This window comes from Bacillus sp. ISL-75 (assembly GCF_018613095.1).
In genome coordinates this window covers 96,896-111,591 of record NZ_JAGGQX010000030.1, presented here as the reverse complement: position 1 = coordinate 111,591, position 14,696 = coordinate 96,896, and the positions used below count along the sequence as shown (strand labels likewise).

General features: G+C 36.8%; 23 protein-coding genes and 1 pseudogene. 3 read left to right on the top strand and 21 right to left on the bottom strand.

The window, feature by feature from the left end; all coding sequences use genetic code 11:
* Window positions 1–116: 116 nt before the first annotated feature.
* From J7E63_RS14275 to J7E63_RS14210, 14 genes are all read right to left on the bottom strand, one after another.
* Window positions 117–275 (bottom strand): glycogen/starch/alpha-glucan phosphorylase, encoded by a 159-nt coding sequence (locus J7E63_RS14275; protein ID WP_215013345.1) that lies wholly within the window; start codon window positions 273–275, stop codon window positions 117–119.
* Window positions 268–546 carry a hypothetical protein gene (locus tag J7E63_RS14270; RefSeq protein WP_215013344.1) on the bottom strand — a complete coding sequence of 93 codons (279 nt, stop codon included), beginning with the start codon at window positions 544–546 and terminating at the stop codon, window positions 268–270. The genes J7E63_RS14275 and J7E63_RS14270 overlap by 8 nt, the downstream gene beginning before the upstream one ends.
* A 27-nt stretch (window positions 547–573) precedes the next feature.
* Window positions 574–963: a hypothetical protein gene (locus J7E63_RS14265; protein ID WP_215013342.1), complete on the bottom strand. Its 390-nt coding sequence runs from the start codon at window positions 961–963 to the stop codon at window positions 574–576.
* Window positions 960–1,175 carry a hypothetical protein gene (locus J7E63_RS14260; protein WP_215013340.1) on the bottom strand — a complete coding sequence of 72 codons (216 nt, stop codon included), beginning with the start codon at window positions 1,173–1,175 and terminating at the stop codon, window positions 960–962. The genes J7E63_RS14265 and J7E63_RS14260 overlap by 4 nt, the downstream gene beginning before the upstream one ends.
* Window positions 1,172–1,405 (bottom strand): hypothetical protein, encoded by a 234-nt coding sequence (locus J7E63_RS14255; RefSeq protein ID WP_215013338.1) that lies wholly within the window; start codon window positions 1,403–1,405, stop codon window positions 1,172–1,174. Before J7E63_RS14255 ends, J7E63_RS14260 begins: the two co-directional genes overlap by 4 nt.
* Window positions 1,402–1,818, bottom strand: coding sequence for a hypothetical protein (locus J7E63_RS14250; RefSeq protein ID WP_215013336.1), 417 nt, complete (start codon window positions 1,816–1,818; stop codon window positions 1,402–1,404). Before J7E63_RS14250 ends, J7E63_RS14255 begins: the two co-directional genes overlap by 4 nt.
* The gene (locus J7E63_RS14245; protein ID WP_215013335.1) at window positions 1,815–1,967 is read right to left on the bottom strand and encodes a hypothetical protein; all 153 of its coding nucleotides are present in this window, start codon (window positions 1,965–1,967) and stop codon (window positions 1,815–1,817) included. Before J7E63_RS14245 ends, J7E63_RS14250 begins: the two co-directional genes overlap by 4 nt.
* A gap of 41 nt (window positions 1,968–2,008) precedes the next feature.
* On the bottom strand, window positions 2,009–2,266 hold the full coding sequence (locus J7E63_RS14240; protein ID WP_214999105.1) for a hypothetical protein: 258 nt from the start codon (window positions 2,264–2,266) through the stop codon (window positions 2,009–2,011).
* Between the two features lie 132 nt (window positions 2,267–2,398).
* Window positions 2,399–2,776, bottom strand: coding sequence for a hypothetical protein (locus tag J7E63_RS14235; RefSeq protein WP_215013333.1), 378 nt, complete (start codon window positions 2,774–2,776; stop codon window positions 2,399–2,401).
* 183 nt (window positions 2,777–2,959) lie between these two features.
* A complete protein-coding gene (locus tag J7E63_RS14230) occupies window positions 2,960–3,514 on the bottom strand; it encodes a hypothetical protein (protein WP_215013331.1) in 555 nt (184 codons plus the stop codon).
* Between the two features lie 317 nt (window positions 3,515–3,831).
* Window positions 3,832–4,020: a hypothetical protein gene (locus tag J7E63_RS14225; RefSeq protein WP_215013329.1), complete on the bottom strand. Its 189-nt coding sequence runs from the start codon at window positions 4,018–4,020 to the stop codon at window positions 3,832–3,834.
* Between the two features lie 380 nt (window positions 4,021–4,400).
* Complete coding sequence (locus J7E63_RS14220) at window positions 4,401–4,574, bottom strand: hypothetical protein (protein WP_215013327.1); 174 nt, start codon at window positions 4,572–4,574, stop codon at window positions 4,401–4,403.
* 72 nt (window positions 4,575–4,646) lie between these two features.
* The gene (locus tag J7E63_RS14215) at window positions 4,647–4,988 is read right to left on the bottom strand and encodes a YolD-like family protein (RefSeq protein ID WP_215013325.1); all 342 of its coding nucleotides are present in this window, start codon (window positions 4,986–4,988) and stop codon (window positions 4,647–4,649) included.
* A gap of 22 nt (window positions 4,989–5,010) precedes the next feature.
* Window positions 5,011–5,325 carry a hypothetical protein gene (locus J7E63_RS14210; RefSeq protein ID WP_215013323.1) on the bottom strand — a complete coding sequence of 105 codons (315 nt, stop codon included), beginning with the start codon at window positions 5,323–5,325 and terminating at the stop codon, window positions 5,011–5,013.
* A gap of 250 nt (window positions 5,326–5,575) precedes the next feature.
* Here J7E63_RS14210 and J7E63_RS14205 point away from each other — a divergent pair, with 250 nt between their 5' ends.
* Window positions 5,576–5,785: a ribbon-helix-helix domain-containing protein gene (locus J7E63_RS14205; protein ID WP_215013321.1), complete on the top strand. Its 210-nt coding sequence runs from the start codon at window positions 5,576–5,578 to the stop codon at window positions 5,783–5,785.
* A gap of 1,231 nt (window positions 5,786–7,016) precedes the next feature.
* Here the strand turns inward: J7E63_RS14205 and J7E63_RS29630 are convergent.
* Window positions 7,017–7,402, bottom strand: a pseudogene (locus tag J7E63_RS29630) (translocation protein TolB); the annotation flags it as partial.
* A gap of 102 nt (window positions 7,403–7,504) precedes the next feature.
* A complete protein-coding gene (locus J7E63_RS14200; RefSeq protein ID WP_251033535.1) occupies window positions 7,505–8,782 on the bottom strand; it encodes a hypothetical protein in 1,278 nt (425 codons plus the stop codon).
* 471 nt (window positions 8,783–9,253) lie between these two features.
* On the opposite strand from J7E63_RS14200, the gene J7E63_RS14195 reads away from it, so the two are divergent.
* Window positions 9,254–9,550: a hypothetical protein gene (locus J7E63_RS14195; RefSeq protein WP_215013319.1), complete on the top strand. Its 297-nt coding sequence runs from the start codon at window positions 9,254–9,256 to the stop codon at window positions 9,548–9,550.
* Window positions 9,551–9,750: 200 nt separating this feature from the next.
* On the opposite strand, the gene J7E63_RS14190 is transcribed toward J7E63_RS14195, so the two are convergent.
* Together J7E63_RS14190 and J7E63_RS14185 are read right to left on the bottom strand one after the other, a co-directional pair.
* Window positions 9,751–10,572 (bottom strand): DUF4405 domain-containing protein, encoded by an 822-nt coding sequence (locus J7E63_RS14190; RefSeq protein WP_215013316.1) that lies wholly within the window; start codon window positions 10,570–10,572, stop codon window positions 9,751–9,753.
* Window positions 10,573–10,758: 186 nt separating this feature from the next.
* Entirely contained in the window at window positions 10,759–12,192 is a 1,434-nt protein-coding gene (locus J7E63_RS14185) for an MDR family MFS transporter (RefSeq protein ID WP_215013315.1), read from the bottom strand.
* 271 nt (window positions 12,193–12,463) lie between these two features.
* Between J7E63_RS14185 and J7E63_RS14180 the strand changes: the two genes are divergently transcribed.
* Window positions 12,464–12,715, top strand: coding sequence for a DUF2533 family protein (locus J7E63_RS14180; RefSeq protein WP_215013314.1), 252 nt, complete (start codon window positions 12,464–12,466; stop codon window positions 12,713–12,715).
* A 59-nt stretch (window positions 12,716–12,774) separates the two neighbouring features.
* Here the strand turns inward: J7E63_RS14180 and J7E63_RS14175 are convergent, their stop codons facing one another.
* The 3 genes from J7E63_RS14175 to J7E63_RS14165 form a co-directional block, all read right to left on the bottom strand.
* A complete protein-coding gene (locus tag J7E63_RS14175) occupies window positions 12,775–13,275 on the bottom strand; it encodes an endolytic transglycosylase MltG (protein ID WP_215013313.1) in 501 nt (166 codons plus the stop codon).
* Window positions 13,265–13,648: a hypothetical protein gene (locus tag J7E63_RS14170; RefSeq protein WP_308160574.1), complete on the bottom strand. Its 384-nt coding sequence runs from the start codon at window positions 13,646–13,648 to the stop codon at window positions 13,265–13,267. The genes J7E63_RS14175 and J7E63_RS14170 overlap by 11 nt, the downstream gene beginning before the upstream one ends.
* Window positions 13,649–13,850: 202 nt before the next feature.
* Window positions 13,851–14,654, bottom strand: coding sequence for an RDD family protein (locus tag J7E63_RS14165; protein WP_215013312.1), 804 nt, complete (start codon window positions 14,652–14,654; stop codon window positions 13,851–13,853).
* Window positions 14,655–14,696: the final 42 nt, after the last annotated feature.

The window sequence follows — 14,696 nt, the reverse complement described above, 5'->3', positions numbered from 1 at the left end:
CCCATATTTTGATTTCTCTATAATCCACTGGCTTTCGGCCCTTATTTCAATTAAGAGCAGTCTCTGATTTAGCTTATAATCATGGCAAAACTTATATTCATTTGGGTATTCATTATCTACGTAAAAGTAAACATCTTCTCAGGCTTATACCAATTAATGTCGGTATCATTTTTAAGGCGAACTTCATCCCAATTAATGCCTTCAATATCGCCACATATTCTTATCATTTCTTCGATAACCAGTTTTTCGATTCGATTAATAAGGCTGTCACTCATTGCTATTCTCCAATTCTATTAATCGTTTATATGTTTTTTCTTGCGATTCTTTATAGCCTTTAATGAAGTGTTCAATGTATTTTTCACGAGCTTGAGGTATTATGAAATCTTCATTTGCGGCTTCCTCTGCCATTTTACGTATTTCTTCATCACTGTCTAGGTAATATTCGGGAACAATTTGTCCTGTCAGTCGTTTGCCTTCATGTTTCTCATACAACTTTTTGCAATCATCGAGAAACTTAATCCGTTTTTTCTCTTCTTCTAAATCCACTTTACCGTTTAGCTCGTCTAATATATCTTAAGCGTCTTTTCCCGTGAGTTTAATAGGTTTGTAATTGTTCGGATAAAACCGTTCCTTCACTTCCTCCAACGTATAACGCTGCGGATCTTCCTCTATATCGGAAGGGAAATCTCTGCTATAAAAATAAGTTTCGTGTAATAGTTTTAATGTACTAATCCTTTCTCCATTGTCCATTGACTCGATTTGATTAACAATGTCCTTGGCTTTAGTTTTTGGAAAATATTCGAGTTCTTCCATTTCTGCCCCTGCTATAAACGGGGATTTGGAAGCGAACATTTCGTCATTATATGCTTGAACTTCATCTTTATCGTCAAATACTTTCCCTTCCACGAAATGATCACCATAATCCGTTACCCAAACTACGATGACTTTTTTAGGTTCTTTCATTCCTCGTCCTCCTCTAACAGCGGTGGTTTAATGATTCTGATAATTATGAACGGTAAATCACTTTCATTTGTTCTTTCCGTGAAAAACTTAAAGAACTCGGCTTGATTCGCAAATTGAGGCAGTGAGCGTACTTCATCGGCTGTAATATCAGCAGTGAAAATAACCTTATCACCTGTTCTTAATTTAAGTCGATAAGTATAAGGTTCGCTCATTTCTTTACCTTTTGTTCTTTCTTCCATTCTTTATAGAATTTATTGAACTCCTTCACGCTGTTACATACTAACCGTGTTTCACGTTTGAACTTGATTTCTTTCGGCGGCTCCGATGGGAACAGAATCTCCTTTGCCCTTTCGACAGCTTGGTCGAGTGCTCGTTGCCTTGCGACTGGATCCTTTATATAAAACGGATGTTTAGTGATGTCTACTTTCCTTTTATCAGTCATTCGTTATCACCTTTTCTAAATGGCGGTAAACAGGCTCTTATTCTTGCTTGTTCCATCAATTCAGCAGATACTTCCGCATCTTTTACCAGGCGGTAAAATTCATCCAATATTTTTTGAATGGTTTTTATGGCTTTTTCATCAGTCTCGGTTTTTAGTAAACTTTCGATATTACGAATAACACTTAGACGAGCTACTAAATAGGTTGTTGAAGACATTCCATTTAACCCTTCGATAAACTTTTTTAATTCACGCTGGTAACGCTGTTCCTCTGGCGGTAATTGAGTTAATTTTACTTGTTCGTAACCTCTACGATAATCGCTTATTTCACTTTCTGTCCTTATATAGCTCCAACGCCAATGTTTGTGTATTTCCCGCATCACCTTTTCAAATATGGAAAATTCTTCGTCCGTCATTTATGATCACGCCTTTGATTAATAATGCTGGCAAAATGCTTGGCGATTTCAGGTCTATTCTTAACCATTTCTTCATACTCTTTGCGAATCTTTTCGTCATTTAACATTTTTGTCGTTTCTTGCAACCATTTTAGTTCTTTATCGTCCATTCTCGTTCTCCAAGTGTTTTCGCAATTTAATATAAAAACCTTCAATTCTGTCCCTGTTCATTACCGTCCTCCTTTTCAATGTCATCCAGTTCAAGTTTCGCAAATAACTTATCTACGTCTGTAACAAAATTCATTCTCTGTTTAATTAACTGGTTGTAATATGAGGTTCGTTTATTGTCTATTTCTATAACATCGGGAAGCGGTAATTTTGTAACGTAGGCGATTACTTCTAAAGGTGTGAAACAGCCACATAAACGGTATGCTATTCTTCTCCGTTCTTTATGAATTTCAATGCTCATTATCGTCCTCCTTTTTGACACACTTACTTAAATACCACCACCAATGTTCTTTCGGTTGCATAGCGTTATCAAAACCCCATATTCTGCTCATCTATCATTTGAAAATAAGTCCTCTGGTACATTACTGTCCTCCTAACCCATATTTAAGATGACACTACCTTCTTTAAGAGCCACTGCTGCACAAACATCTAAGAATTCAAGAGTTCGCTCTTTTTCGGCTTTTGCGTCAAGCTTTTGGACTCCTCCAGCAATGGTGAGCATACCAACAAACGGATCAAGTTTTTCTATTATTGGCTCGCTATAAAACTCAATGTTTTCTATATACTTATTAGCATCCAATAATTGCTCAGCTGTAAATGATATTTCGCCTTTATCTCCGCTGTATTGGCCGTAAGGATTTTCCAACCCCAGCGACTTGTAGAAATGTTCCACATTCGGATTCCAGACCTGAAAACTCTTACTGCCAATCAATCTACCTTCTTTGGTTCGTGCTTCGGTGTAAAAGCCCATTAATCATCGCCCTCGTTTTCTTTAATTATTTGGCCATCGGGACATTTACGAACAATGTCACCCTCTTTATTCTTGGAAACGATATAGGTGCCATGCTTTCGAGCTTCTTCTAGAGCGTATTCAGCAGTCTTGCGAGCGATTTTTGCTATTTCGTCAACAAAGAACGGTTTCTAATTACACTCATTACCCAACCACTGTACTTATCACTGCACCAGTCAATGGATTATCAATCTTGCAGTTGCGGAACAAATAATTGATTAGCACAGGATCCGTGTAGAACTCCTCGACTAGAACTTTCCCTTCCAAAAACAACATAATAAACTCACATTCTATTCGGATTTCCATTCCATCCTTGTCCAATATCCTTATATCATCGGCCCACTCGTACGAATACCCGTCATCATCGTCTTCAACGTTTATATCGTGGAGTTCTCCATCTTCGGACATGCCTTTTTCGTAATAATCGAAGTTACCGTTTCTGTGCTCACCAAGGATTTCCCGCAAGATCTCATAGAATCCCTTGATATTTTCCTTGAATACATCATTTTTAAGGAAGCCTTTGATTGTACCGTCTTCCTGCAATTCCAATTCGAAAATAGACGTATCAATTCGTTTATCTAATGCTTCCTTCCATTCAGCTTCTGTTAATGCTAGATTTTCACGGCTCCATCTTGTTGGCCCTTTGGTTGCCTGAGCACCGAATTTGTTAATGATGCCTAACGTGTAAAATGTCCCCACGATTTGTTTTCCTCCTCAATCTTGTTTTTAAAGGTGGTCATTTAAACCAATCCTCCCAAACTATCGTTAAAAACATCAGTAGGATTATTACGTTATTAAATATTAAATCTCGAAGTACTATTCGGTATTCAATTCCACTAATTTGAGTACTTCTTATGGTTTTCCGATATTTAACGTACATTCACGAGCGTATCGCCTAAAGTCATAACTAAAAAAAAGACTCTTAACCAATCGATAAGAGTATCCAACCGTTCACCTTCCCTCCCGAACAAAGGATGAAGTCATGGGATAGAATGTAAAAGACTTTCACCCATTGGTTAGCTCTTCTTAGTCTTAATTTTGGGGATTTCTTTGGTTAATTCTTCAATGAATTTAAGCTTTTCTACGCTCGTTATATGCTTATATTGAAGGGTTGCTGAAATAGCCGATAACCTCATAAGTTCGATCATATGTTCATGCCTTTGCATCATCATTTTCAATCTTATTTCATCCCATTCTTTATCCATGACTTACCTCCTGAAATTTTTTATAGTGAGAACTACTGCGATCACAGAAATAAAAAATCCACCTGCAACAAGTACACTAGTGATTGTTAATGTTAATATCTTACTCACCTTCACTATTTCTTTTTTCTAAACCATTTTCAAAAATAAACTGTAAGAATGATTGGCAGCCAAAAAACCCCACACACGATCAGCAGAAATGGAATAATGACTTTATAACCACCAATCTGTTTACAAACCTCTAATAACCTTTCAAATTCATGAATAATTTCTTCGGTCCCTTTTTCTATTTCCTCATCAAGTTCTACGATTAGTTCATAACCAAAAGCAAGTCCAAGGATGATATAAGATGCAAATATAACAATTTGAGATGGTATGAGGACTCACCTCTTCAATTCCTTGGTTAATGCTCTGATTCTTCCCTTATCTAGGAGGTTTTCAAGTTTGTTTTGGTACATTTTTATTTCAAGATACGAGTTTGCTTCATTCAGCTGTTTTATGAGTCCTTTATATAACAGTGCTTCTTGAGGCGTAAAAATGACATTGGACTTTTCCATCCTATAAACCTCCATGGAAGGGCCAAAGTTTAGATGAACGTTTTTTTATATGTTCCTAGCTTTTGTATGCAATTAATAGGAATTCATTTCTGTTACACTAGTAATATTAAAAAATGGAGTTTTAAATTTGGATTGCAGTTCATCTTGAAAAGCAATTGTTTTAGCCACTAAATCAATTTGAACGACCTGACATACCTTTTTATTAAAAAATCCACCTTTCCAAGTAGTAACTTGAAGCAAAGTACCTTGCATAAGGCTTTTTTGCAGCAATCGTTCCATTTCTTCAATCTCCATTTCATCCAGGATAGGACGGGGTTGCTTGTTTGCCTCGTTCAGCATTTTCTTTAATTCACGTATGTGTTCAGGCATCATAAAAGAGGCTGTCCATTTTTTTGTTCCTCGATCTCTTATCATCGTTGTTTTGCTCCTCCTTTAACTAATGAATAAATTGGTTTGCATTATTTCTTACAAAAAATAGTTGTTTGATTCGTTCAAGGTTTTTAAAGTACCAATCTCGAATGGCCAATAATACTTCTTCATGCATCGTTATGAAAATCGTTGCCTGATCAACCCTCTTTCCTCGACTATCCAACCATTCATCGCTTCTTCTCTTTAAACATTCCTTATTTCGAACTTCAAATTCTTCTGTGAATTTAAGAAAAAAGAAGTAAATGTAATCTTCATCTTCTTTTTCTCGGTACAGCCCCCAAATATAAAGGCCTCTACTATTCTGGTTTCGATATGCTTTCATAGATGAAATTTTAAAAAAATGGTTTTCAGTCTCGATTTCTTTTGTCCCCCTTTCTATTAAAGTATGTTGCCTTACTTTCATCTTATAGGAACATACATTCCCCAACAATAGCACTAAATAGTGTTATTTTGCGTTTAATAGATTGGAGCACCTGTAATAGCGAATGGAATTTTATTGATACAGAACATACGTTTGTGTTATGATATTAGTAAGAAATTTCAAATAAATAAAGGCCAGAGGGTGATGAATATTGACGGATAATCGGGAAAGGTTTGGGATTTATCTTCCTCCAAAATTGAAGGATCGACTCAGAGATCTGCACGATGAAACAGGCTATTCAATGAATCAATTAAGCCTAATGGCGATTTGTAAGCTAGTATCTGATTTTGAGGAAAATGGGGTCCCTATTTTTGAGGAGTTGCAGAAAATTAAGATCGAAGTCACTAGTCGTTTAGGGTGAGGTAGGCTTGAACCTGGAAGATTGGGAAGCATTCAAATAGGTGAAGCAATAGCAAGTGTGGATTATCATGATTCTTCACATAAATACTACAAATCTCAATAACAGATAAAAAACTTTTAGCTCTTTGAAAAATATTTTGAATTGTGGACTGACATATGCCAACTGAGTACAGTATGAATCACGCACATATTACATGAGAACATTTGGTGCTTTATTGACTATCAAAAAAAGGTTATTAAAGTGTCCATGCCCAGTATGCTGGAATAGACATAATTGCTTGCAAAATGGAAAAAGAATCGGATTATCTGATAAAAGTAGAAGTAGAAAAGAAGGTAAGTCTGATTTTATCATTTACCATTGGAAAGCTTTCGGAGCAAGTCCAAAAGTTCACAGATACTTGTTTGCAAGTTTCTTGTGAACCCTTATTTATTGCATTTGTTATTAACCAAATGATTCTATTAGAGTTGTTGTAACCCTCTTTTAGTTATTGAGGTTTGTTACACAATAAGCACAACATCGTCCCAAGATTGAAATTATCCTAAAATTTGAAAAAGATAAAAGGACGAGCGTATTTGAAATTGAGTAGAAATCAATAGGTCCCATATATCAAAGCAAAACGCAGCAGGCACGCCAATTTTATTTTTTGGCGTGCCCTATTAGGCCAACTAATCTTCTCTTTCCCCCTTTTTTTATCGAAGAACTTTCTCACTATTAAAAGTAAGAATACGAGTTGGAATAGTTACCTTCACATAACACAAAAACTCCTTTAGATAATGTTCAAGTTTATCACAACCAAAAACAAACATCCCCATCTTGGATTCTCGAACTATTTGTAACTATCAGGGCGTTTGTAATTCTTAAACCTTATTTTCTTATCATAATATTCAGCATATTCTTTATGAATTAAAGTAGCAGCCACGTTGGATGTAATAGATGGACTATTTGTTCAACCAATAACCAAGGCTTCCTTCATACAAATTTGCAGCTGTCCTAGAAGCCTCAATTGTGACTGTTTTGCCACTAAAATGTATTAATAATAGTAATATCTCTTTCGAAACCTTTGTAAAGTACCCTATATTCCTCATACAAAATTTTATTTCCACCTTTCACGGAACTATCATATCGGAACAATAAACCTTAGATAATTTAACCTTTTTCTTTAATTTTGTTTTTGTAGGTAAATTTGTGTCGCTGGACAAGTTTCTATTATTCTAAGGAAATTTTCTTCAATTAACATATTGCTATACATAGCCCAGGAAGCTGTAGGAGTGGCTAAGAAACTAACCCACCTTCCAGCATAACCCCAATTAAAATAATCAGCATCAATCGCAAACAAATCAGGCTCTTTTGTTACTTCATTTTATCAGCAACAAGATTGGCAACCACTTGGATTCTATAAAGTGGAATTGGTCCGCAACCAGTAGGACGCAAGCTGAATTGTGAGGCAACAATAAACTCCTTCCCGTTCGGAAACCTTTCAAAATCACTAACGCCTAATGAAACATTTTCAAATCCTTGAGGGCGACTATTCTTTACTTTCGTAACAGCTAATCTACCTCCCGAATTATAGGCTAATTGATTTTTTATCGGTGACCATTTAAAGTCAGATGTTACGACCTAATGTTTGGTTTTTTGGTCATCTACCCTGAACTTTAGTCGGATTAGAAAAGGCCATGATTCCATCCATCTCCCCCCTTTTTAGATGTCAATCGTTATTTTCTAAAAGTCGTTTAATTCCAAGAGATCACCGTTTATTGCGTTAATACCGCAATCACTATCAATCCTGCCACAAAGAACATAAATTTTTTGCTCAAAATCATACACATAAACAGGTTTTAAATCAATCGTGCTTTTGATTCTCTCAAACGCATTTTCTAAATTAATAGTTATGCTTTCCGTCTCTTGGCATTCATTATAAATTTCTAAAAAATCTTCGTTATCCATATAATTTAAAACCTTAAATGAAATTGGATCAATTAACAACATGAGCTTTCGTTGCATTATACTACTTTCCTGATCAATTAACCTAAGTGTTCCTTGTATATAGCCATTGTCACGATGTAAGGTTTTCAAAAGCCATTTCCCAGAATCCCTAGGATAAGCTTGACTCAAAAAGTCTTTAACACTACTGATACATTTCTCTTTCTCACTATCGGTAATCGGGATTAAATCAGAATGAGGTTCGAAGGCAAAGGCTTGTTCAGCTGTAACATTCTCAATCAAGTTCATTTGTCTTCTTTTAAATGATTTTTTATTAGATGTATGCCAATGAAGCCTTTCATCGATTGTATACACTAAGCCTAGATAAATAAAAGGTAATGTTTTTGAAAGGTCATTTGTTATATAAATTTCTTCTAAACAATAAACTGGAACCAACTTCTTCTGTTTCCTTAATGGAAATTCAATTAATTTCAGTTGATTCTTAGCAATCTGTTCCACGTCTTCAAGTTTAAGACAAAATGTCTCTTCTAATTCCTTATCCACAGAAGGAAATGGACCATATTTAGAAAAATAAGCTAATTTACCTTCTGGATTAAATTTGATTTCAATGGTTCCAGATGGGGAAACAGCAACACCATTAATACTGCTTCGAAATAAATATTTATTTTCTTCTTCACTTTGCAGGTGAAATTGATTCCCATGTATTAACCCTGTTTCGTTTTCAATAAATTTTATGATTTCATCTATCTCAATGCTTCTGATTAATCTCCTATTTGCAAAGGTCTCTCCGTCTACAAAAATAACACTTTCAAATTGACGGTTCTGCACGTTCAAATCAATTACTGCCGTCCCATCTGGATTGCAATCTTCATCCTCTTGTTCAGTTATATGAGAAGGGTACCATTCCATAGTTAATGTATAGATTGTTTCATTTAAAACATTTAATTTGCGATAGAAATTGTAGGTATGTAAATAATAGTTATCTAACCCCCATTTGTCCATCGTAAAATCCACTAATTCTTGCACTCTATTGTCCAAATCAATCCTCTTTTCCATATTCTAAGCTTTTAATATCAACTATATTGATACAAGTGTTTCTCATTAAGTTTTAATTCCTTTATTGTCATTCCCGATGATGTTACTACAATGAGATGATTTCATAATACCAAAAAGGTAACAAAATCCATAAAAACAATCATTAAATATTTTATGTTTCAACATTGAGCTGCACAGCTGAATGTAAAATATGATCAAAGTTCACTGATAGTTGCTTTTTTTATGTTGTAATAGAAGTCTAGAACGACATTAAGCTAAAGTCGATGTCTAGGAGTCAACTTAAATAGATCTGGCAATGAATCACCATCTAATCTAATACATCAAAAATTGATCAATCTTGAATGTTACCTCTCCTTTTCAATTTTCACTAAATAGAAAATTATTATTTATTGAATTTCAAAAAATAACCAATTGAATTTAACCTCTTACACTTTTAAACTAAAGCTAAATAACCTTTATATGGAGGTAAAAATGAATAAAGTATTCGCATTTTTGGCTACGCTTGTAATATTAATGATTCTTAACTTCGGTGCAGCATTTCTTTTTCACGCAAACATCATTGATTTAACCTTCCCTATAGGGATCCTTGGAATCCTAATTACAGCACCGAACAATCGAATGTCTGATTTTTTTAACAGCCAAACCTACATGGAAGTTGAAGAAAAACGAGGCAAAAAATTTGGAAGGATTCCAATCTACGCTACTGTTATTTATACTATATTTGCAGTTATTATTACTTTCTTCTATTATAAAAGTTATTTCATATAAGAAGTGTTGCTTTCTTGGGCAGCAACTTTTTGTTTTATTATGCAATTTAGGCCATAACCGTATATTCAAACTCCAGCTTTTTTATCGGCTAATAAGTAAATTTAATTTTATTATTTAAAAAAGGCGATGCCTTCATAAAGCATCGCCCCTGTTTATATTGAAGGAAATAACTAATTTTCACAAATGTACTTTATTAGCAATCATGATACTTGTGGTTTAATATCTCTTGATTTCCGCTTATTCCTTAAGATTCTCTTTTCCAGATAATAAGTAGGAATTATGATTGCTGCCCAAATCGCAAAATAGTTAAGAACAACGAGAAACGGGTTGCTGCTCCCTCCATGTCCATCCTTACCAAGAAATTTCCCTTCACGAAAATCTCCGTCAGGCGATCCTTGAGGTGTTTTTGTTGTATCACCTATGTTCGCATTAGTTGACTGCCCACTTTGTTGCATTTGTTCCTGCTTAAATTCACCAGAATTTGAAGAAGCTGTTGAGGAAAACCATTGAATTCCACCAGCCAAAATGGCGATTGATAGAATCACTGATACAAGAACACCCTTCCTAAGTTTTCCTTCTGTCGACTTAAAAGCCTTTTTGCAAATACCCAATACCCATTGCCAATGTACCCCAATATGAAGACCAACCAATGCAAGTGTTGCATCAGCAGATAAACCGTGGATACCTCGAATCGAGTGACCCTCTTGAACTGCGAAACTTGGAAGAACTACTCTCGAAATTAATATACCAGTTATAATGACAGTAGCCATTGAAATTAATAGCAGTATATTGATCAGATAACTAAATCGAGTTTTTTTAGGGAGTTTAGGGTCCAATATCTTTTTGGTTGTATTTACGACCCAGCGATAGTTCAATCCAATGTGTATAAGAATAGCTACTCCTATTATTAGACCAGCGATTTCATGAAAAGGTAAACCGTTTAATACTCTTGGATTCATTAGCAGCACAAACGTAATAGCCATCATCAAATCCAGTATAATTTTTGTATAATTCTTTTTCATATAATAAATACCTCCAAATTCAACATTAACCTTAACTGGTTCCCATTTTATTTGGATAACCTTAAGAAAACCTTAAGTTCTTAAGGTAGAAAACAATGAAACAACTACGGACCCTTCTAGTAAAACTGTAATTAGTGAAAGTCCCCGTTAACTGAAAAGGGAGCCCCTAGGCTCCCTTTTCGAACATTAATGGATCGAATTCATCGACGCATGTTTGACGACAACGCGGCGGATGAAGAACGCCATAGCAAGACCGATTAGCGTAACGGTCAAGGTGAACAAGAACACGTTCTGTGAGCCGAACGTCATCGCGTTAGCCATCTCAGACTGTTTCGTTGGCGTTGGGGAGTCGTGCAAATACTTATCCATACCGCTTGTAAGGATGATAATGGCAATCGCTGTTCCAATTGCTCCTGCGACCTGCTGAAGCGTGTTCATGACTGCCGTACCATGTGGGTAAAGCTCCGGTGGCAGCTCGTTCAGCCCGTTAGTCTGCGCCGGCATCCAGACCATTGAGATACCGACCATTAATCCGATATGCAACGAGACAATAAATGCAATCGAAGATGCAGACGATATGTCGGAAAGAAACCATATCGATATAGCGACGACGATGAGACCGGGAATAACTAGCCACTTCGGCCCATATTTATCGAACAACCTCCCCATGCGCGGCGACAGGATGCCGTTCAACGCGCTGCCCGGCAACAGCATAAGTCCAGCGGCAAACGGTGACAGGCTCATACCATTTTGAAGAAACATTGGCAGAATAATCATGCTAGACAAGATGATCATCATCGATGACAGTACCAAAAGCAGCCCCACGTTATACATCGGGTACTTGAAGACGCGCAAGTCCATCATAGGTTCGCGCATAACCGTCTGCCGCCGCGTGAACAACACGAGTGCGACTAGCCCGATGATGATTGAAGTGACCACGACCGGGCTGGTCCAGCCTTCGGTGCCTTCTCCTGCCTTGCTGAAGCCGAAGACAACGCCACCGAAGCCGAGCGTTGATAATACAACTGATAATAGATCAATACGAGGTTTCGTCACCTCTGTGACGTTTTCCAAATACTTCAACCCTACCAAAAGCCCTATCACCAAAAATGGCAGTGATAGCCAAAATATATAATGCCATGTTAAGTATTCAATTAGGAGACCAGCTACAGTCGGGCCGGTCGCCGGCGCGAACATGATGACAAGTCCGACAAACCCCATCGCCGCCCCACGTTTCTCAGGTGGATACACGACGAGGATCGTATTGAACATGAGCGGAATCAACAGGCCCATTCCGACCGCCTGTAAAACACGAGCGACCATAAGAATTTCGAAATTGAAAGCGAGCGCCGCAATTAAAGTGCCGGCAATCAAGCTCGTAAGAGAACCAGTAAACAATTGCCTTGTCGTAAACCATTGTAGCAGTAACCCAGTCATCGGCATCAGAATGCCGAGAGTAAGTAAGAACCCTGTTGTCAACCACTGTGCGGTTGCAGCTGAAATTTGGAACACATCCATTAAATTACTAATCGCAATGTTGAGCGCCGTCTCGCTGAACATGCCAACGAAACCGCAGATAAGCAGCGACGCCATAATAGCTCGCGTATTGTATTGTTTCATTTTCGACTCCTCTTCCCTCTACTAAAAATATACACCTAAATCTTTATAAAGATTATTTTAGATTTTAACATTAACATATCCTTAATAAAACTAATTTAGCTCCCTCCGTCTTCGGGTTTCTTCACTCCCACGTATCGATGCTGACTTTCGATGTGAGTCTAATATTTTACCATACTTCTCTCCTGGAGCTTCAACATAAAATCTTATTGAACTGATAAAAATTATCAATTATGGTATGATTGTATAAGTTAATTATTTAAGGAGTGAAATCATGAGTGTACATAAAGATTTAATTAAACACGCGGCAAATCAACATGAAACCTATCAAAAATTCTTAGCGCTCGATCAACAACGCGAACAATATATCGAAGAAGCGATTGAGTTATGTAAGCAAGGTAAACCTTTTTCCACCGATAAAATCAATGCAGTCACCAATAGTATTAATAAAATCAACCTGCGCTTTATTCCAACGAGGCAAAACGTTACGGGTGAAATGGTCCAGGAATTCGTGAAAAAAAACTAATTATAAATAAAGAACGGACAGCATCGTTAGATCCTGTCCGTTCTTTGTTTTATAGATGGTTACTTTTTAAAAATAGTCGCGATGACTTGATCATAGGTCATTTCTGTATCGACTGTGAATGTACCCGGACGCAAATTTTTCTCGACACCTTTTTTCTCTACATCTCTTGAGAATTTAAAATCATCAGGTACGATTTTTGCTTTTTCAAGCATTCTACCGACATCGATGCTGGTCATCCCTTGTGTTACTGAAATAACTGCTCGATAGACGATTTTTTTAGAATTATTATTGGCTGAAGCTGCTGAAGCTGCTGAAGCCGCTTTTTTGGTTGCTTCTATTGTCTTATCATAGTCTGCCTTCGGTTGAACAATATACCCAGCTGTTAAAAGCTTATCTTTCATCTCTGCTTCAGTTGGCTGAGCGACTGTTATCTGCTCGCTTTTGGTCGGTTTGGGAGCTGCTTTTGTGACTGCAGGATCTTCAGTGAAGTAAACAGCACCACAAATGGTCGAAGCTAGAAGAATTCCGGCCGCAAAGCTGCTCACTACATTAAATTTCATTTGCTATTTTGCTCCTTTCATCCTTTGCTGCTAGATAAGGTGCAAGGAATTGGTTAATTTCACTCTCTGAAACTTGTTTTTTCTGAGCAATGGTTTCAATCGAATATTTGCGTTTATATAAATCTAGTACTTCACGCTTAAATATCATTTCTTCTGGAGTCAGTTGAACGCCTGCTTCCTTTGTGACCACTTCTATATCAAGTTCCAAATTGCGAATTTGCTCGTGCACGTTATTGATATCTTTCATAACAGAAACATGAACCATATCAATTTCCTTATGTTTTTGTTTTTCTAAGTTGCGATTCGATATAATTGAAACGATTAGCAACACAGCTGATATCGCAATCAACAGAATTATAGTCCATTCCATCATTTTAGTTTCCTCCTTTTTTACATAGCAATCCACAATTCCCTATTATACATCCTAAATATAAATATTTCGATTAAAACCGACTAAATGAGACACAAGTCGGATGGATTTGACAAATCGAACCTCCTTTTCTATAAAATTACTACACGAAAAAAAGCAATGCAGGTACGAATGCATTACTTTTTTCGTGATTTTATATTCATCCTCACAGTTCAAACTCCCATTCATCCTTTAGAATTAAATAAAGGACAAGAAGGGTGTTTTCGAGATCAGAAGTTTTTTCCCCTGCCGGATCCAGGCCGATTTTCGGAAATAACAGTTCGGCGATTTGTTCCGTTAGTTGTTTTCTTTCAACTAATGGGATTTGCTGAAAACGGCTGGCATATGTACTGACGAGCTTCCAATCCTTTGTTCCCAATGATTTCAGCGTCCATTCATCAATAGTGAGATCTTCCTTGGTAAGCCCTCTGTTGTTGATTTCTTCTTCGAGAGGTGTTTGTTTCTTATTCCGTTTTGCCTTGCGCTCATGAACGACAATCGTCCCAGCGACTAGATCGCCGAGCCGTTTATGTTTGGAATGGAAAAAGATCATAATAATACCTAGAAAATAAGCTGTCGGCAAGGAATCAATGATTCGGATTAGATTCCGGATAAAGCTGGAAAGCAACGTGATGCTATGACCGTTTTCCTGAATGACCCGGATACCCATTAACTTCTTCCCAAGCGTTCTCCCCCCCGAGAAAAACTCAAACGCAAAAAAGTAGCCCCAATTAACGAGAAACAACATGATAATCGTTATTGCAATAGGCAGTGAATTCCCGATCAAAACAAATTCCATTTTTGACATCCCGTCCAGGATGAAAAAAAGGACAATCAAGGACAAAATGTTAAAAGCCATTAATAGTAACTGATCAATGATAAAGGCTGCAGACCTGCTGCCTAAACCAGCGATTTGAAACTGAATCGACACGAATTCGGGTGTTTTTATATCTACATGATCTTCATTCATAAGCTTCCCCCGTCACATGGTTGATTATTTCTATTTCTATTT